Below are 16,920 nucleotides of genomic sequence, written 5' to 3'. Positions count from 1 at the left end.
TTAACTAACGCATCAATTAGCGTCGATTTCATGAACGCGAAATCCACCGTCGCCAGGCCGCGCGGGCGCCGCCCGTCGGTCGACGATTTCGACCTGCGCGACCACATGCTCGACGTCGCGATGCAGTTGTTCGCCGAGCGCGGCATCGCCGCGACGACCGTCGCGCAGATCGCCGCCGCCACCGGTGTCACGTCGGCGATGGTCCACTACTACTTCACGAATCGCGAGCAGCTGCTCGACGCGATCGTCGAGGAACGGCTCGCGCAGGCCATCGCGTTCGTGTGGCGGCCGACCGAGCCGCAGATCGAAAACGATCCGTTCGCGCTCGTCGCCGAACTCGTCGACCGCTTCTTCGACGTCACGCACCGCATGCCATGGCTGCCGTCGATCTGGCTGCGCGAGATCATCCATGAGGGCGGATTGCTGCGCGAGCGGATGGTCCGCCGCATTCCGCTCGAACATGTCGGGCGCTTCGCCGAACGCATCCGCGGCGCGCAGCAGGCCGGCACGCTGAATCCCGCGCTCGAACCGGCGTTCCTGTTCCATTCGATCATCGCGCTGGTGATGCTGCCGCTCGCGACCGCGAAACTGTGGCAAAGCGCGCGCGGCGGCCTGCCGCCGATCGAGCGCGACGTGCTGCACCGCCACGTCCGCGCGCTGCTCGGTTCGGGCATGCAGCCGCCGGCCGCCGCGCCGCACGCACGGGCCCGCTCGCCCTCGCCACGGAGGCCGTCATGAACGCGCCCCGCGCGCGGCAGCCCGCGCTGGCCGCCGCCGTCGCCGCCCTCGCACTGCTCGCCGGTTGCGGACGGCCAGCGAGCCACGGCACGACCTACCAGGGCTACGTCGAAGGCGAATTCGTGTACCTGTCGTCGTCGCAGTCGGGCACGCTGACGCAGTTGTCGGTCGCGCGCGGCCAGACCCTCGCCGCCGGCGCGCCGGCCTTCTCGCTCGAAGCCGTCAGCGAGACGGCCGCGCTGCTGCAGGCGCAGCACCAGCTTGCAGCCGCCCGCGCGCAGCTTGCCGACCTGCAAACGGGCAAGCGCCCGCCGGAAATCGCGGTCACGCAGGCGCAGCTCGCCCAGTCCACCGCGCAGGCCGCGCGAGCCGCCGCGCAACTCGCGCGCGATGAAAGCCAGTACGCCGCTGGCGGCCTGTCGAAACAGCAGCTCGACGATTCGCGCACGTCCGCGCAAACGACCGCCGCGCAGATGCGCGAACTGCAGAAGCAGGTCGACGTCGCGCGCCTGCCGGGCCGCGCGCAGCAGGTCGCCGCACAGGCCGCGCAGGTCGATGCCGCACGGGCGGCGGTCGCCGAGGCGCAATGGAAGCTCGACCAGAAGCGCGTCGCCGCGCCCGCCGCCGGGCGCGTGTACGACACGCTGTACCGCGTCGGCGAATGGGTACAGGCCGGCAATCCGGTCGTGCAGATGCTGCCGCCGCAAAACCTGAAGGTGCGCTTCTTCGTGCCGGAGGCCGCGATCGCCTCGCTCACGCCCGGGCGCACGGTCGCGATCCACTGCGACGGCTGTGCGGCCGACGTGCCCGCGCGCATCACCTACGTGTCGAGCGAAGCCGAATACACGCCGCCCGTGATCTACAGCAACGAAAGCCGGACCAAGCTCGTGTTCATGATCGAGGCTCGCCCGGCCGCCATCGACGCGCCGAAGCTGCATCCGGGCCAGCCCGTCGCCGTGAGGGTGCCATGAGCGCGCCGCCCGCACCGTACGCGATCGACGTCGATCGCCTGAACAAGCATTTCGGCGACAAGCACGTCGTGAAGGACGTGTCGCTGCGCGTCGCGCGCGGCGAGATCTTCGGCTTTCTCGGGCCGAACGGCAGCGGCAAGACCACGTCGATCCGGATGATGTGCGGGCTGCTCACGCCCGACTCGGGCAGCGGCACCTGCCTCGGCTACGACATCGTGCGCGACAGCGCGCAGATCAAGCGGCGCGTCGGCTACATGACGCAGCGCTTCTCGTACTGGGAAGACCTGTCGATCCGCGAGAACCTCGACTTCGTCGCCCGCGTGTACGGGATGCCCGACCGCAAGGCGGCCGTCGCGCGCGCACTCGACGGGCTCGGCCTGACGAGCCGCGCGGACCAGCTCACGGGCGCGCTGTCGGGCGGCTGGAAGCAGCGCCTCGCGCTGGCCGCCTGCATGCTGCACGAGCCGGCGCTGCTGCTGCTCGACGAACCGACGGCCGGCGTCGATCCGGCCGCACGCCGCGACTTCTGGGAAGAACTGCACCGGCTGGCCGCGCAAGGGATCTCGGTGCTCGTCAGCACGCACTACATGGACGAGGCCGAGCGCTGCCACAAGCTCGCATACATCGCGTACGGCGAGCTGCTCGCGCAGGGCACGTCGGCGGAGATCGTCGCGTCGCAGGGGCTCGTGACCCGCGCGATCACCGGCGCGCATCTGAGCGAACTGTCCGCGCGGCTGCGCACGTTGCCGGGCGTCGAGCAGACGGTCGTGTTCGGCTCGGCGCTGCACGTGAGCGGCCGCGATCAGGCGCGGCTCGACGCGACGCTCGCGCAGGTCGCGGCGCAAGGCGGCGGGCCTGCCGCGCTGCAGGTCGCGCCGATCGACACCGGGCTCGAGGACGTCTTCATCTACATGATGGGCCGCGCATCCGGGCGGCCCGGCGGAGCGTCGTCATGAACGCGTGGGCTCGCTTGCGCGATACGTTTTCGGTCGCCCGCTGGTGGAGCATCGTGCTGAAGGAATTCCTGCAGCTGCGGCGCGACCGCGTGACGTTCGCGATGATCGTCGGCGTGCCGATCATCCAGCTCACGCTGTTCGGCTTCGCGATCAACACCGATCCGAAACACCTGCCCACGGCGGTGATCGTCGCCGATGCGAGCCCGTTCGCGCGCAGCTTCGTCGCCGCGATGCGCAATTCCGCGTACTTCGACATCGTCGCGACGCTGCCCGACGAGGCGGCCGGCCGGCATGCGCTCGCCCGCGGCGACGTGCAGTTCGTGCTGAGCGTGCCGGCCGATTTCTCGCGGCGGCTGCTGCGCGGCGAGCGTCCGTCGCTGCTCGTCGAGGCGGATGCGACCGATCCCGTCGCGACCGCGTCGGCGATCGGTGCGCTGCCGGGCCTCGTGCAGCCCGTCGCCGACAAGGACCTGACGGGCCCGCTCGCCTACCTGAACGGCCACCCGGCCGCGTTCGACATCGTGCTGCACCGGCTGTACAACCCCGAGGGCATCACGCAGTACAACGTCGTGCCGGGCCTGATGGGCGTGATCCTGACGATGACGATGGTGATGATGACGGGCCTCGCGATCACGCGCGAACGCGAGCGCGGCACGATGGAGAACCTGCTCGCCACACCGGTGCGGCCGCTCGAGGTGATGACGGGCAAGATCGTCCCGTACGTGCTGATCGGGCTGATCCAGGTGTCGATCATCGTCGCCGCCGCGCGCTTCGTGTTCGACGTGCCGTTCGTCGGCGGCGTGTTCGCGATCTACCTGTCCGCGCTGCTGTTCATCGCCGCGAACCTGACGGTCGGCATCACGCTGTCGTCGCTCGCGCAGAACCAGTTGCAGGCGATGCAGCTCGCGGTGTTCTACTTCCTGCCGAACATCCTGCTGTCGGGCTTCATGTTCCCGTTCGCCGGGATGCCGAAGTGGGCGCAGTTCGTCGGCAACCTGCTGCCGCTCACCTACTTCAACCGCCTCGTGCGCGGCATCCTGCTGAAAGGCAACGGCTGGAGCGACCTGTGGCCGTCGGTGTGGCCGGTCGCGCTGTTCACCGTCGTCGTGATGGGCGTCGCGCTGCGCTTCTACCGACGTACGCTCGACTAGGTGCCGCACGATGAAACCGGCTTCGTGTCGCCCCTTCCACGTTGAACCTGCTGCTCGCAGCTGTGCGCTGGCTGCCGCGCTGCTCGTCGCGGGATGCGCTGTCGGGCCGGATTTCCACGCGCCGGATGCGCCCGCCACGCAGCACTACACGCGCGGCGAGCCGCCCGCGACGACGGCCTTCACCGCCGGCCCGAACGGCGACGCGCAGACATTCGCACCGGCCACGCATACGCCGCGGCACTGGTGGACGCAGTTCGGCTCCGAACCGCTGAACCGGCTCGTCGATACCGCGTGGCACAACAGCCCGACGCTTGCCGAGGCCCGTGCGCGACTCGACGAAGCGCGGCAGAACCATGCGGCCGAAGCCGGCGCAACGATGCTGCCGAAAGTCGATGCGAGCCTGTCGGCCACGCGCGAGCAAGTCGATACGACCGCGTTCGGCCTGCCCGCCAACGTGCCGAGCCCGGGGCCGTTCACGCTGTATGACGCGTCGGTCAGCGTGTCGTACGTACTCGATGTGTTCGGCGGCAACCGGCGTACGCTCGAAGCGCTGCGCGCGCAAGTCGACTACCAGTCGTACACGCTCGACGCGGCACGCCTGACGCTCGCGGGCAACGTCGTCGCGACCGCGATCCTGCGCGCGTCGCTCGCGCAGCAGGTTGCGCTCACGCGGCAACTGATCGATGCGCAAACGCGGCAGTTGCGCATCGTCGAAGCGCGTTTTGCGGCAGGCGGCGTTTCGCAGGCCGACGTGCACGCGCAGCGCGCACTGCTCGCACAGACGCAGGCGTCGCTGCCAGCGCTCGAGGCCCGCCTCGCGCAGGCCGGCCACCGGCTCGCGATCCTGCTCGGCGTGGCGCCGTCCGATGCCGTGCTGCCCGACCTCACCCTCGATGCGCTCGCGCTACCGCGCACGCTGCCCATCGCGCTGCCGTCGACGCTCGCACGCGAACGCCCCGACATCCGCGCGGCCGAAGCCATGCTGCACCAGGCGAGCGCGAACGTCGGCGTGGCCACCGCGAACCTGTATCCGCGCTTGTCGATTTCGGCGGGAATCGGCTCGGAGCGCACGCGCATCGCGGATCTCGTGAGCGGGCTCAATGTGTGGAATGTCGGCCTCGGGCTGACGCAACCGCTCTTTCACGGCGGCGAACTGCGCGCGAAGAAACGTGCGGCCGAAGCGGCGTACGAAGCGGCGTTCGCGAGCTACCGCGAAACCGTGCTCGAGGCGCTCCAGCAGGTAGCCGACGCCATGCGCGCGGTCGAGCACGACGCGGCGACATTGCAGGCGAGAGACACCGCCGCGCAGGAAGCGGCGGCCGGCAACCGGATTGCCGGCGACCGTTACGCGGCGGGCGGAATCAGCACGTTCGACCTGCTCGACGCGCAGCGGCAGACACTGCAGACGGCGCTCGATCGTACCCGCGCGCAAGCCGACCGGCTCGCCGATACGGCGGCGTTGTTTCTGGCACTGGCGGGAAGCTGGACGGAAGACACGGCGGAGTGATCGGCTGGACGACATTGGCACGGGCCGGATCCTGCCGTCTGCACGCCGGGCACCGCATGAGCGGTGCGCTTGTCAGGCGCGGCTTTCGTCGCCGTTCGCATCCGGTCGATGCCGGCCGGCGACGGCACCGGAATACGCACAATACGTACCACAAACAAAAAACCGGCCCGAAGGCCGGTTCTTCAACCGCATGTCGTGAGCGGCGCTCGCGCGCCGCGCGACATTTAGAAGCGGTGGATCAGGCCGACGCCGACGCCGATCTGGTTCTGCTTCGAACCTGCGCCCACGCCGTCGCCGATGGACGTCGTTGCAGCGATGATCTTGCCGCCGTTCAGCGTGTTGCCGCTCGAATGCTGGTAAGCCTCAACTGCGTACAGGCCCGTGCGCTTCGACAGGCTGTAGTACTGCGACAGCGTGACCTGGTGGTACTTGGCCGAGCTGGTGATGCCGTTCGACTGCGTTGCCGCCGTGTACGAATAGCCCGCTGCGAAGTCCCACTGAGCGGCTGCCTTCCAGTGCAGCACGGCGCCTGCCGTGTTGAAGATGGCCGTGTTGCGGAACGCCGAACCCGTGCCCGGCGTGTACTGGACGTTCGAGTACGATGCCGAGATGTCCCATGCCGGCGTGAACTGGTAGCCCGCCGTCACGGCGATACGCTGTTGCGATTGCGCCGTGGCATAGCCGTTGTTGATCGACGAAACTGCCGGCTGGTTGCCGTCGCCCGATGCCGTCAGGCCGTTCTGGACCGTCGAGTTCGCGCCCCACACGCCGCCGCCGAGCGTCGCGTTGTTGACCTTCTGGTAGCCGACCGCGATGCCTGCCGGGCCGTTCAGGTACTGGATCGCCGCGCTCCACGTCGAGCCGCGGTTCGTCGCGCCTGCGACGCCGCCGAACGAGTACGAACCGCCGACCGTGAAGCCGTAGAACTTCGGCGACATGTAGACGAGCGAGTTGTTCGCACGGTAGCTCGTATCCAGCGAGTCGATATCGCCCGGGTGTGCGCCGTAGTAGCCGGTCAGCCAGGTCGTCGGGCTGTACGGCGACAGCAGCGTGTAGTACGCGGTGTACTGGCGGCCGGCCGTCAGCGTACCGTACGTGCTGTTGGTCAGGCCAACCCACGCCTGACGCGTGAAGATGCCGTTGGTCCACTGCGACGAGCCGTTAGCCGTGTTGACGCCGGCTTCCAACTGGAAAATCGCCTTCGTGCCGCCGCCGAGATCTTCGCTGCCCTTCAGGCCGAAGCGGCTGCCTGCCCACACGCCGGTGGACATTTGCACCTTCGAGTGACCACCCGTGGTCGCACCGACGGCCGACGAGTTGTTCTGCCAAGCCAGACCGTTGTCGACGATACCGTACAGGGTCACGCTGCTCTGGGCGTGGGCGGCGGTAGCGGCTGCAAGGCCCACTGCCGTCATGGCGAAAGCGACGCGCTTTTTCATTGATTCTCCGTCCTCAAAGAATGATTTCTTTTCTGGTGTGGTTTTATGACTGACACATGTGCGAGTACATGCCGACGGGATTCTGACGGATTACCGATTATTTCCCAACACGCGCAGTCGGTCATCGTATGATCGACGCAACGCACGGGTTCACCAAGCGGTTACATAACACCTGAAAACGCTTACGCGGCGGGCCTTCCCGGCATTTCCCGGTGAAAACCCTAGCTTTACATTTTTACGGGTGCAACGCGACCGTCGGATGTCGTCAGATGCCTTCGGCAAAATACGTCTTACAAAAGCGCGACCGTGACTGACATCACGATTCACGCCGCCGCGAAGGATCGCTGACGTTCATGACACCCACGTTTCGCGACACGAAATAATGAAAACGTTTTTAGTCGAGGCGCGAAGAGACGGACGGTGATGGCCCGGCGAACGCGGGCCGAGGGGCGATGCCGGCATCTGTCGCGCCGGCATCGTTCAGTGCGAATCAGCGCGCGGCCGGTTGCGCGAGATGCGCGCTCACGGCATCGGCGAGCGCGGTCAGGCGCGCGCGAATCGCGGCGTTCGAGCCGACCAGCGCGAGCGACGACGCCATGATCCGGTAGACGCGCTTTCTCGGCACCTTGGCCGGCTTCGCCGGATCGAGCCACGCATCGTTGCCGGCCAGCAACTCGAGTGTTTCGAGGCCGATCATGATCGGCCACAGGCACGCGAGCCGCAGCCGCACGAAGCGGCGCGGGATCGCGAGCGTATACAGGCACGCGTCGCGATACTGGTCGAGCGTCACGCGCAGCAGGTCGACGAGCACGCCGCGCGCGCGCGCCGACGCGTCGGGCGCCATCAGGTCGACGACGCCGAGCCCATGCGCACCCAGCACGTCGTCCGGCAAGTAACACCGGCCGATGCGCAGGTCCTTCCCGCAGTCGCGCAGGATGTTGGTCATCTGCAGCGCCTTGCCGAAACGGATGCCCTTCTCGCACATGTCCGGCAGGTTCCAGCCGCGCGCGGCCCGCGTGTGCATGCCCGTCATGTCGGTCCAGAACTCGCCCACGCAGCCGGCCACGAGATACGTGTAGCGGTCGAGTTCGCCGCGCGTCGGCAGCGATACGACGCGCCCCGACTGCTCGTCCGGGAACGTGCGCAGGTCGAATACCATCCCCGCCGTCAGCGTCGCGACGACCTTGCGGATCGACGCGCGGTCGGCGTCCGGCTGCGTGCGCAGCAGCGCGAGCATCGGCTCGATCGAGCCGAGCAGCACGTGCTCGTGCGAATCGGTCTGCATCCGCGTCACGTCCTCGAGCGCGCGCGACAGCGAGACGCCATCGCCGAGCCGCTCGACCTCGTCGCGCAGGTCGGTCAGCAACGCGGCCCGGCGATGCGGTGCGACGAGCGCCGTGTCGGCAATCGTGTCGGCCGCGCGCGCGAGCAGGTACGCGAGGCCGACCGGGTCGCGCATGCCGTCGGGCAGCACGCGCAGCGTCAGGTAGAAGGAGCGGGAAACGTTCTTCAGCAGGTCGCCGAGCAGGAAAGCGGAATCGGTTCGAGTGGTCATGGGTCGGGAAAAATCGGCCGGCGCGGGCCCCGGACGCACACGGGCGCCGGGCGCCCGCGCCGGCCCGCGAGTCGCCGCATCGTCGCGTCAGGCGGGCGTCGGCCCCGGCGCGGCGATGCAAAATTCCCGCAAGTTTAGTGCATCCGGCGGCCGGCCTGCCCGAGACGGCCGGAATGCGCCACACACCCGACTGCAATCCGTCGCCCCGCCGCAGGCATCGCACCCTGAAAATAGAGAACGGAAAGGAACAAGTAATACATATGTAATTATTCGGTGCGACGATCGCGTCCCATTCGACTCCGTGCGACACGCCACGACAGCCGCAGCGCCGGATCGATCGCCCCTTTCCGACTCTCGTTTCGAAGGTTCATCGCCATGCTCTTCAAGCGCCCGACCTCCCTGCGCTACGTCCCGTTCGCCTGTGCCGCCGCGTTCCTGCTCGCCGCGTGCGGCGGCGACGACGTCGCGTCCGATCCCACCCAGCCGATTTCCGCGAAGGTCCAGGTGGTCGGCCATCGCGGTGCGAGCGCGCTGCGCCCCGAACATACGCTCGCGTCGTACCGCAAGGCGGTTGAGGACGGCGCGGACGTGATCGAGCCCGATCTCGTGTCGACCCGCGACGGCGTGCTCGTCGCACGCCACGAGAACGAGATCTCCGGCACGACGAACGTGTCGACGCTGCCGCAGTTCGCGAGCCGCAAGGCGACCAAGACGATCGACGGCGCGGAGCTGACGGGCTGGTTCACCGAGGATTTCACGCTCGCCGAGCTGAAGACGCTGCGCGCCCGCGAGCGCATTCCGCAAGTGCGCCCCGCGAATACCGCGTACAACGACCAGTTCGAGATCCCGACCTTCGACGAGATCGTCGCGCTCGCGAAGCAGCTGTCCGCGCAAACCGGCCGCACGATCCACCTGTATCCGGAAACCAAGCATCCGACCTACTTCCAGTCGATCGGCCTGCCGCTCGAGGACCGTCTCGTCGATGCGCTGCTGAAGGACACGTACACGGCGCGCACGGCGACCGTCTACATCCAGTCGTTCGAAGTCGCGAACCTGAAGACGATCCGCAACCGGATCAAGTCGAGCCAGCCGAACTGGAAGCTCGTGCAGCTGATGGACGAAGCCGGCCAGCGCCCGTACGACTTCGTGAAGGCGAACGACAAGCGCACCTACGGCGACCTGTCGACGCGCGACGGCATGCGCGAGATCGCGACCTACGCGAACGGCGTCGGCCCGTACAAGACGTCGATCATCGCGGTCGCCGCGGACGGCACGCTGCAGCAGCCGACGCCGTACGTGCGCTACGCGCACGAGGCCGGCCTCGTCGTGCATCCGTACACGTTCCGCCCGGAGAACAACTTCCTGCCCGCATCGCTGAAGGATGACGGCACGCCGGCCACGCGCAACACGGCCGGCTCGGTGCGCGAGATCCAGGCGTACCTGCGCGCGGGCATCGACGGCTTCTTCACCGACGATCCGGCCGTCGGCCGCACGGCGGTCGATACGTTCAAGCGCTGACAGGCGCGCTGACCGGGCGCGACGCACGTCGCGACGCGCCCGGTTGCACCGTATCGGTCAGATCACGTTGAAGTGGTGCGTGCCGTCCCGCTTCAATTGATCGACCAGTCCGTACTCCCAGTCGAGATACGCCTGCATCGCGGCCGCCGCGTTGTCGGTGCCTTCGTACGGGCGGCGGTAGCGGTCGACGCGCGGTGAGGCCAGATGCGTCTCGCCGCTTTCGAGCGGCAGCCCGGCGTCGATCCATGCGGCCGTGCCGCCGGTGAGCACCGAGATGTCGGCCGAAGCTGGCAGCAGCGCGCGGGCGTCGTCCGCCGCGAACCGCGCCAGCAGGCTCGACCCGCACGTGAACACGTAGCGCTTCGCGGGCGGAATCGCCGCGAGCGCGTCGCGCAGCTGTGCACGCACGGCGAACCACGCACCCGGGATATGCCGCTTCACGTAGTTCGCGCTGGCCGTCACGTCGACGATCGCCAGTTCGCCGGGCGCGGCCTCCTTCAGCCAGCCTGCGAGCGTCGCGGCCGAGATGTCCGTCACGCTCGGGGTCGCCGGCACGTCGCGCGGCGGCTGGCCGCGCTCGTCGAACTTCGCCGTACCGTCCTCCGGTTCGACCACCCGCACGTCCCAGCCCATCTGTGCAAGCCACGACGCGGTCATGTCGGCGCGCACGCCGTCGTCGTCGGCGAGCACGATCCGCGCGCCGCGCACGGCCGCGTGATGGTCGGTCTCCTGCACGAGCTGGCCGCCCGGCGTGCTCAGGAAGCCCGGCAGATGGCCGGCTTCGTATTCCTCCGGCGTGCGCACGTCGAAGCGGTACAGCGTGCGGCCCGGCACGTCGAGCGCGGCGACGTCCGCGAGCGCGATACGCGGCACGCCCGCGCGTTCGGCCACCGCGCGCGCCGCCCGGCGTGCGTCGGCGCGCTGCGTCGCGTCCATGTCGTCCGGAAAGCGTCGCGCGGCGCCGCGTTCGAGCGTCTGGCCCGCGAGCGTCCAGCCGATCGTGCCGTTGCGCAGCGCGGCGACCGGATTCGGCAGCCCCGCGTTGACGAGCGACTGCGTGCCGATGATGCTGCGCGTGCGGCCCGCGCAGTTGACGATCACCTGCGTCGCCGGGTTCGGCGCGAGCGCGCGCACGCGCAGCACGAGTTCCGCGCCCGGCACGCTCGTCGACGTCGGGATGTTCATCGTCTGGTATTCGTCGAAACGGCGCGCGTCGACGATCACGACATCGGCTTTCGCATCGATCAGCGCCTGCACCTCCTGCGCGGACAGCGACGGCGTATGCCGCTCGGCCTCGACCCATTCGCCGAACGACTTGCTCGGCACGTTCACGTCGATGAACAGTTCGCCGCCCGCGGCGAGCCAGCCCGCGAGGCCGCCGTCGAGCAACCGCACATCGGTGTAGCCGAGTTGCGCGAGCGTGGCGGCCGCGCGCGGCGCGAGATCCTCGCCGCCCGCTTCGCCGAACACGACGATCGGCGTATCGCGGCGCGGAATCCGCGTCCACGCATCGAGTTCGAGTTTCGACAGCGGAAAGTTGGCGGCCCACAGCGGGTGGCCCTGCGCGTACGGATCTTCCTCGCGTACGTCGATCAGCGCGATCTCGTCGCGGGCCAGCAGGCGGGCGCGCACGTCCTGGTACGACGCGACGGGAAAGCGGGAGGTGGAGTCGGCGGATTGCGTCACGGTGTCTCTGTGTTGATTGAATGCGTTGAAGTCGGGGAAGAAAGCGGAACGGTTGAATCTCGGGCCGGCCGGCGCGTGCCGGCAACCGGCCGCGCGTGCGGGCGTTGCATCAGGCATCAGGCATTCGAATAACCCGACACGAACGGCTTCACGGTACCGTCGTCCAGGAACACCGCGCGCTCGACCTTGCCGATGTTCGCGCCGTACACGTGGATGCTGATCGATACCTGATCGTCGAACGCGTTGGTCACGCGATGGACGTCGCCGATGCGCGGCGACACGGCCTCGATTTCGCCCGGCTGCAGCCGTACGGCGTCGCCGGCCGGCACCGGCGTGCCCGCCGCGTCGAACCGGTACGGCTGCGAGAACTCGCCGCCGCGCAGCATCCCGATCAGCCCCCACACCGTGTGGTTGTGGATCGGCGTCGTCTGGCCGGGCCCCCACACGAAGCTGACGACCGAGAACCGCTCGTCCGGGTCGAGATGCAGCAAGTACTGCCGATAGCGCACCGGGTCGGGCTGCGCGAATGCGTCGGGCAACCAGTCGTCGTGTTCGACGAGCGCGGCGAGCAGCGCACCGCCCTCGTCGAGGATGCGCGCCTCGTTCGCGCCGGACGCGAGCAGTGCGCCCAGACCGTCGACGAACGGCCGCAGCGGCGTCTCATGCAACGAAAGCGTACTCATCGGCTGACTCCTCGAATATGATGCCGAATATGATGGATCGTCATGATGCACCTGAAAGACCATGCAGAACAAACATGAAAATTAGCGATATCGACGCTTTTGCAGCGGTCGTCCGCTGCCAGACCCTGAGCCAGGCCGCGGCCGAGCTCGGGATGACGCAGCCCGCGATCACGCGGCGCGTCCAGAATCTCGAGGAAGCGCTCGGCGTGACCCTGCTCGATCGCAACACCAAGCCGCCGCGTCCGACCGACATCGGCCGGCGGGTGTTCGAGCAGTGTCGCGCGATCCTGCGCGAAGTCGATGCGCTGCGCGAGCTGACGGCCGGCGAGCAGCCGCCTGCCGGCGAATTCCGGATCGGCCTCACGCAGGGCCTCGGCGAGCTGATGCTGCCCGCGCTGATCGCCGAACTCGCCGCGCAATGGCCCGCGCTCGCGACGCAGGTCACGACCGCCTGGGGCGGCATGCTCGTCGAGCGCGTCGCCCGGCGCGAACTCGATGCGGCGCTCGTGTTCCTCGCACGCGAAATGGTGCTGCCGGCGCAGGTCGAAGGCGAACGGCTGCTGGCTACGCGGCTCGTCGCGGTCGGCCGCAAGGGTGACTGGCCGCGCCGCAGCTACCGGCTCGCCGATTGCCACGCGCGTGGCTGGGTGCTCAACCCGGACGGCTGCGGTTTTCGTGCGGGCTTGCGGCGCGCGCTCGACGCGCAGCGCCTGCCGATGCCGGTCACGCTCGATACCTACGGCCGCGACCTGCAGCTGCAGAGCGTCGCAAACGGCTTCGGCATCGGGCTGATGCCGCTGCCGCTCGTCGAAGGCAGCCCGCTGCGCGATGCGCTCGACATCGTGCCGCTCGCCGATTTCAAGCCGCAGATCGATCTGTGGCTGCTGCGCCGGCACGATGCGGCACGCTTCGACGCGCCGCTCGCCGCCGTTGCCGCGCATGCGTGCACCGCGTTCGCGTTGCCGGAGCAGGCGCACGGCAAGGCGGCCTGACCGGACCACCGGGCGGCGTCGGAATCGTCGCAATCGTCGCAATCGTCGGAAACGCGCCGCCCGATTGGCGACCGCGCCCGCCCGGCTCCCGTCACGCATCGTTGCGGCCGCGTTCGGTCTCGTTGACCGACGCCCCGCGCGTCTCCGTCTCGCCGTTCGCTGCGCGCTTCGTCTCGCTGCGGCTCGCCGCGTCGAGCGCCGCGCGCCCCGCCGCCACCGCGATCGCATCGTCCTGCGGCGTATGCACGCGGCTGCACAGCACGTCGCGATAGTGGCGTTCGAGCGGATTGGCGCGGCTCAGCCCGTGATTGCCCGACAGCTTCAACGCCTGCTCGACCACGCGGATCGCATGCTCGGTCACGGTCCGCTTGACGAGGCCGCTCGTCGTGACCGCCGGTGCGTGGCCCGCGTCGGTGCGCGCGACGTGATCGTCGAGCAGCACACGGTTCGCATGCAGCCAGCCCTCGATTTCGCCGACCGCTTCCTGCACGCGCGGCAGCGTCGCCAGCGGCGCGCCCAGCCCGCTCGGCGCACGCGTCGTCGCGAAGCCGACCAGCCAGTCGCGCGACGCACGCGCCACCGCGTCGTACAGGCTGCCGAGCAGCGCGACCATCCATGCCTGCTGGTCGGCCTGCGCGTCGGCATCCGCATGGGTCGTCGCCGACACGGCCCATGCGTCCGGTGCGCGTACGTCGACCGCGTGATCGGCCGGCAGCCGCACGTCGTCGAACACGACTTCATGGCTGCCTGACGCACGCAGGCCGAGGTGATTCCAGCTTTCGATCACGCGGATGCGATCGCCGTCCGCGTCGCGGTCGCGCGGCACGAGAAACACGCCGACTCGCGGCACCGGCTCGTCGGTGCGCGCCCACACGGCCAGCCAGCGCAGCGCCGGAATCCCGGTGCTGTACAGCTTGTGGCCGGACAACCGCCAGCCGTCGCCGTCGCGCCGTGCAATGGTTTCCGGCAGGCCGCCGCGCGACGGCGAACCGAGCGCGGGCTCGACGCGCAGCGCGTTGATCAGCGCTCCTTCGGTGACCGCGCTGTCGAATACCGCCCGCCGAACCTGCGCCGGCCAGCGGTTGTCGGCGCGGCCGAGCGCGCGATGCTGCAGGTACGTCATCGTCAGCACCAGCGCGGTCGCCGGGTCGGCGCTCGCGACGGCGGCCACGATCCGGCTCGCCTGCGCGAGCGTCGCACCGGCGCCGCCATGCTCGCGCGGCACGACCTGGGCGATCAGCCCCGCGCGATGCAGCCGCGCGAAGTTCTCGTGCGGAAAGCGGCCGTCAGCGTCGTTGCGGGCCGCGTCGGCGGCCAGCTCCGGCGCGAGGCGGTCGAGCAGCGCGGCGACGCGAGCGTCGTCGGCGTCGGCATCGTCGGTGGACAGGAGGCGCAGCGAACGCGGCTGCGGCGCTGGCGAGGAAGCGGCAAGGCTGGCGGACATCGAGACGGATTCCCTGGGCAATACGCAAAGTAATACGGACAGGCGGCAATCGCGGCAATCGATCGCCACGCGGCGCGGTTTCTCATGAAGTCGGCGATCCGTCACGCGCGGCGCCGGATTCGCTGGCGCCCGCGCGCCCGATCTTTCGTGAGCCCACAGCGTATGCGCAGCGCACCTTCGCCCAAACCATGCAAATCTGATATTCAATTCGGGATTGATTATTTCCGTTTCGCATGATCCCGGCGTTAACCTGCGCTCCATTCCTGCCCGGCCGTGCGCCGGGACGTCCCTGCACCGGAGACCCAGATGAGCGTCGAATTCATCGGCATGATCCAGAGCCAGAAGCAGTCGGAAATCCATCCGGCGTCCGGCCCCGTCGTCGATCCCGATTACGTGCGCGACTTTGCACGCGCCCACGAGACGGCCGGCTTCGACCGGATCCTCGTGCCGCACCACTCGACCGGCCCGTCGGCGACGCTGACGATCGCGTTCGCCGCGGCCGCGACCGAGCGCATTCACTTCATGCTCGCGCATCGCCCGGGTTTCACCGCGCCGACGCTCGCCGCGCGGCAGATCGCGACGCTCGACCAGTTCAGCCGCGGCCGGCTCGCCGTGCACTTCATCTCCGGCGGCTCGGACAGCGAACAGCAGCGCGACGGCGACTTCCTCGACCACGACGCGCGCTATGCGCGCACCGACGAATACCTCGGCATCCTCCGACGAATCTGGACCGAAGCGCAGCCGTTCGATCACGACGGTGCGCACTACCGGTTCAAACAGGGCTTTTCGGAAGTGAAACCGTTCCAGCAGCCGCATGTGCCGATCTATTTCGGCGGCGCATCGGAAGCGGCGCTCGAAGTGGCCGGCAAGCACGCGGACGTCTACGCGCTGTGGGGCGAATCGCTCGACCAGGTGCGCGACCTGACGACGCGCGTGCGCGCCGAAGCCGCGAAGCATGGCCGCCAGGTGCGCTTCTCCGTGTCGTTCCGCCCGATCCTCGCCGCGACCGAGGACGAAGCCTGGGCGCGCGCGCATCGCATCCTCGACGAAACGCGCCGGCTGCGCGAAGCGGCCGGCCTCGGCGCAGGCGGCCCGCAGCAGAGCGAAGGCGCGCGCCGCCTGCTCGCCGCGGCCGAACGCGGCTCACGCGTCGACAAGCGGCTGTGGACCGAGATCGCGAAGCTCACCGGCGCACGCTCGAATTCGACGGCGCTCGTCGGCACGCCCGAACAGGTCGCCGACGCGCTGCTCGACTACTACGACCTCGGCGTCACGACGTTCCTGATCCGCGGCTTCGATCCGCTGGAAGACGCGATCGACTACGGCCGCGAACTGATTCCGCGCGTGCGCAGCGCCGTCGCCGCCCGCGACGCGGCACGCCGCGCGGCCTGAGCCCAACGGAGCCTACTGGAGCCATCCGCCATCATGTCCGCCGTCCTTGCCTCGCCTATCCGTACGACATCGGGTCTCGAACTCGCCGAAGCGCCACGCCAGCATTTCTGGTTCGATCCGCCGGCACCGCGCATCGACGTCGCCGCCGAGCGCCGTCACCGTCAGGAACGGCTCGCGGGCGCATTCCGCCTGTTCGCCCGCTTCGGCTTCTCACAGGGGCTCGCCGGCCACATCACCGCACGCGACCCCGAGCTGCCCGACCACTTCTGGGTGAATCCGCTCGGCGTGCATTTCTCGCAGATCAAGGTGTCCGACCTGCTGCTCGTCAACGCACGCGGTGAAACCGCGATCGGCACGCGGCCACTGAACAAGGCCGCGTTCGCGATCCATGCGGCGATCCACGAAGCGCATCCGCACATCGTCGCCGCCGCGCATACGCACTCGACGTACGGCAAGGCGTGGTCGACGCTCGGCCGCCTGCTCGATCCGCTCACGCAGGATGCCTGCGTGTTCTACGAAGACCACGCGCTGTTCGACGACTTCACGGGGATGGTCGTCGACACGAGCGAAGGCGCACGGATCGCGGCGGCGCTCGCGAAGCCGGACGGCACCACGCACAAGGGCGCGATCCTGAAGAACCACGGGATCCTGAGCGCCGGCCCGACGGTCGAGGCTGCGGCGTGGTGGTACATCGCGCTCGACAACGCCGCGCACACGCAGTTGCTGGCCGAGGCGGCCGGCACGCCGCAACCGATCGATCACGCGACCGCGCGCCACACGCACGGCCAGATCGGCGGCCCCGACGGCGCGCTGCACGCCTTCGACAGCCTGTTCGCGCGCGTCGTCGCCGACGAACCCGACCTGCTCGACTGAGCGCCTTTCCGCACG

The 16,920-nt window shown here is 69.0% G+C and carries 14 protein-coding genes; 9 read left to right on the top strand and 5 right to left on the bottom strand.

All coding sequences use genetic code 11. The features are described from left to right. Positions 1-30: 30 nt before the first annotated feature. Genes CFB34_RS10265 through CFB34_RS10245 form a run of 5 tightly spaced genes read left to right on the top strand, consistent with a single transcriptional unit; the run spans position 31 to position 5,323 of the window. The gene (locus CFB34_RS10265) at positions 31-738 is read left to right on the top strand and encodes a TetR/AcrR family transcriptional regulator (RefSeq protein WP_089442592.1); all 708 of its coding nucleotides are present in this window, start codon (positions 31-33) and stop codon (positions 736-738) included. Further along, a complete protein-coding gene (locus CFB34_RS10260) occupies positions 735-1,709 on the top strand; it encodes an HlyD family efflux transporter periplasmic adaptor subunit (RefSeq protein WP_089442593.1) in 975 nt (324 codons plus the stop codon). Before CFB34_RS10265 ends, CFB34_RS10260 begins: the two co-directional genes overlap by 4 nt. Continuing rightward, the gene (locus tag CFB34_RS10255; RefSeq protein ID WP_089442594.1) at positions 1,706-2,665 is read left to right on the top strand and encodes an ABC transporter ATP-binding protein; all 960 of its coding nucleotides are present in this window, start codon (positions 1,706-1,708) and stop codon (positions 2,663-2,665) included. Before CFB34_RS10260 ends, CFB34_RS10255 begins: the two co-directional genes overlap by 4 nt. Next, the gene (locus CFB34_RS10250; protein ID WP_089442595.1) at positions 2,662-3,816 is read left to right on the top strand and encodes an ABC transporter permease; all 1,155 of its coding nucleotides are present in this window, start codon (positions 2,662-2,664) and stop codon (positions 3,814-3,816) included. Before CFB34_RS10255 ends, CFB34_RS10250 begins: the two co-directional genes overlap by 4 nt. Before the next feature lie 10 nt (positions 3,817-3,826). Beyond that, a complete protein-coding gene (locus tag CFB34_RS10245; protein ID WP_089442596.1) occupies positions 3,827-5,323 on the top strand; it encodes an efflux transporter outer membrane subunit in 1,497 nt (498 codons plus the stop codon). A 224-nt stretch (positions 5,324-5,547) separates the two neighbouring features. Here CFB34_RS10245 and CFB34_RS10240 read toward each other — a convergent pair whose 3' ends face one another. Both CFB34_RS10240 and CFB34_RS10235 read right to left on the bottom strand, forming a co-directional pair. Continuing rightward, positions 5,548-6,762 carry a porin gene (locus tag CFB34_RS10240; protein WP_089442597.1) on the bottom strand — a complete coding sequence of 405 codons (1,215 nt, stop codon included), beginning with the start codon at positions 6,760-6,762 and terminating at the stop codon, positions 5,548-5,550. Positions 6,763-7,252: 490 nt separating this feature from the next. After that, complete coding sequence (locus tag CFB34_RS10235; RefSeq protein ID WP_089442598.1) at positions 7,253-8,317, bottom strand: phytoene/squalene synthase family protein; 1,065 nt, start codon at positions 8,315-8,317, stop codon at positions 7,253-7,255. A gap of 375 nt (positions 8,318-8,692) precedes the next feature. On the opposite strand from CFB34_RS10235, the gene CFB34_RS10230 reads away from it, so the two are divergent. After that, entirely contained in the window at positions 8,693-9,835 is a 1,143-nt protein-coding gene (locus CFB34_RS10230) for a glycerophosphodiester phosphodiesterase (protein WP_089442599.1), read from the top strand. A 57-nt stretch (positions 9,836-9,892) separates the two neighbouring features. On the opposite strand, the gene CFB34_RS10225 is transcribed toward CFB34_RS10230, so the two are convergent. Together CFB34_RS10225 and CFB34_RS10220 are read right to left on the bottom strand one after the other, a co-directional pair. Beyond that, positions 9,893-11,521, bottom strand: coding sequence for a rhodanese-related sulfurtransferase (locus CFB34_RS10225; RefSeq protein WP_089442752.1), 1,629 nt, complete (start codon positions 11,519-11,521; stop codon positions 9,893-9,895). A 116-nt stretch (positions 11,522-11,637) separates the two neighbouring features. After that, positions 11,638-12,204: a cysteine dioxygenase gene (locus CFB34_RS10220; RefSeq protein ID WP_089442600.1), complete on the bottom strand. Its 567-nt coding sequence runs from the start codon at positions 12,202-12,204 to the stop codon at positions 11,638-11,640. A 17-nt stretch (positions 12,205-12,221) separates the two neighbouring features. On the opposite strand from CFB34_RS10220, the gene CFB34_RS10215 reads away from it, so the two are divergent. Further along, entirely contained in the window at positions 12,222-13,196 is a 975-nt protein-coding gene (locus tag CFB34_RS10215; RefSeq protein ID WP_179243729.1) for a LysR family transcriptional regulator, read from the top strand. 91 nt (positions 13,197-13,287) lie between these two features. On the opposite strand, the gene CFB34_RS10210 is transcribed toward CFB34_RS10215, so the two are convergent. After that, entirely contained in the window at positions 13,288-14,640 is a 1,353-nt protein-coding gene (locus CFB34_RS10210) for an acyl-CoA dehydrogenase family protein (protein ID WP_089442601.1), read from the bottom strand. A 306-nt stretch (positions 14,641-14,946) separates the two neighbouring features. Here CFB34_RS10210 and CFB34_RS10205 point away from each other — a divergent pair, with 306 nt between their 5' ends. Both CFB34_RS10205 and CFB34_RS10200 read left to right on the top strand, forming a co-directional pair. After that, positions 14,947-16,032 (top strand): LLM class flavin-dependent oxidoreductase, encoded by a 1,086-nt coding sequence (locus CFB34_RS10205; protein ID WP_089442602.1) that lies wholly within the window; start codon positions 14,947-14,949, stop codon positions 16,030-16,032. A gap of 33 nt (positions 16,033-16,065) precedes the next feature. Continuing rightward, complete coding sequence (locus tag CFB34_RS10200) at positions 16,066-16,905, top strand: class II aldolase/adducin family protein (protein WP_089442603.1); 840 nt, start codon at positions 16,066-16,068, stop codon at positions 16,903-16,905. The last annotated feature ends 15 nt before the right edge of the window (positions 16,906-16,920 follow it).

The sequence above is a fragment of the Burkholderia sp. HI4860 genome (genome assembly GCF_002223045.2).
Lineage (GTDB): Bacteria > Pseudomonadota > Gammaproteobacteria > Burkholderiales > Burkholderiaceae > Burkholderia.
This window is presented reverse-complemented; position numbering and strand designations above follow the sequence as displayed.

Bases quoted from the DNA above. Each gene is read 5' to 3' on its own strand.
- CFB34_RS10265 (WP_089442592.1), top strand. From the start codon at position 31: ATGAACGCGAAATCCACCGTCGCCAGGCCGCGCGGGCGCCGCCCGTCG.
- CFB34_RS10260 (WP_089442593.1), top strand. From the start codon at position 735: ATGAACGCGCCCCGCGCGCGGCAGCCCGCGCTGGCCGCCGCCGTCGCC.
- CFB34_RS10255 (WP_089442594.1), top strand. From the start codon at position 1,706: ATGAGCGCGCCGCCCGCACCGTACGCGATCGACGTCGATCGCCTGAAC.
- CFB34_RS10250 (WP_089442595.1), top strand. From the start codon at position 2,662: ATGAACGCGTGGGCTCGCTTGCGCGATACGTTTTCGGTCGCCCGCTGG.
- CFB34_RS10245 (WP_089442596.1), top strand. From the start codon at position 3,827: ATGAAACCGGCTTCGTGTCGCCCCTTCCACGTTGAACCTGCTGCTCGC.
- CFB34_RS10240 (WP_089442597.1), bottom strand. From the start codon at position 6,762: ATGAAAAAGCGCGTCGCTTTCGCCATGACGGCAGTGGGCCTTGCAGCC.
- CFB34_RS10235 (WP_089442598.1), bottom strand. From the start codon at position 8,317: ATGACCACTCGAACCGATTCCGCTTTCCTGCTCGGCGACCTGCTGAAG.
- CFB34_RS10230 (WP_089442599.1), top strand. From the start codon at position 8,693: ATGCTCTTCAAGCGCCCGACCTCCCTGCGCTACGTCCCGTTCGCCTGT.
- CFB34_RS10220 (WP_089442600.1), bottom strand. From the start codon at position 12,204: ATGAGTACGCTTTCGTTGCATGAGACGCCGCTGCGGCCGTTCGTCGAC.
- CFB34_RS10215 (WP_179243729.1), top strand. From the start codon at position 12,222: ATGATGCCGAATATGATGGATCGTCATGATGCACCTGAAAGACCATGC.
- CFB34_RS10210 (WP_089442601.1), bottom strand. From the start codon at position 14,640: ATGTCCGCCAGCCTTGCCGCTTCCTCGCCAGCGCCGCAGCCGCGTTCG.
- CFB34_RS10205 (WP_089442602.1), top strand. From the start codon at position 14,947: ATGAGCGTCGAATTCATCGGCATGATCCAGAGCCAGAAGCAGTCGGAA.
- CFB34_RS10200 (WP_089442603.1), top strand. From the start codon at position 16,066: ATGTCCGCCGTCCTTGCCTCGCCTATCCGTACGACATCGGGTCTCGAA.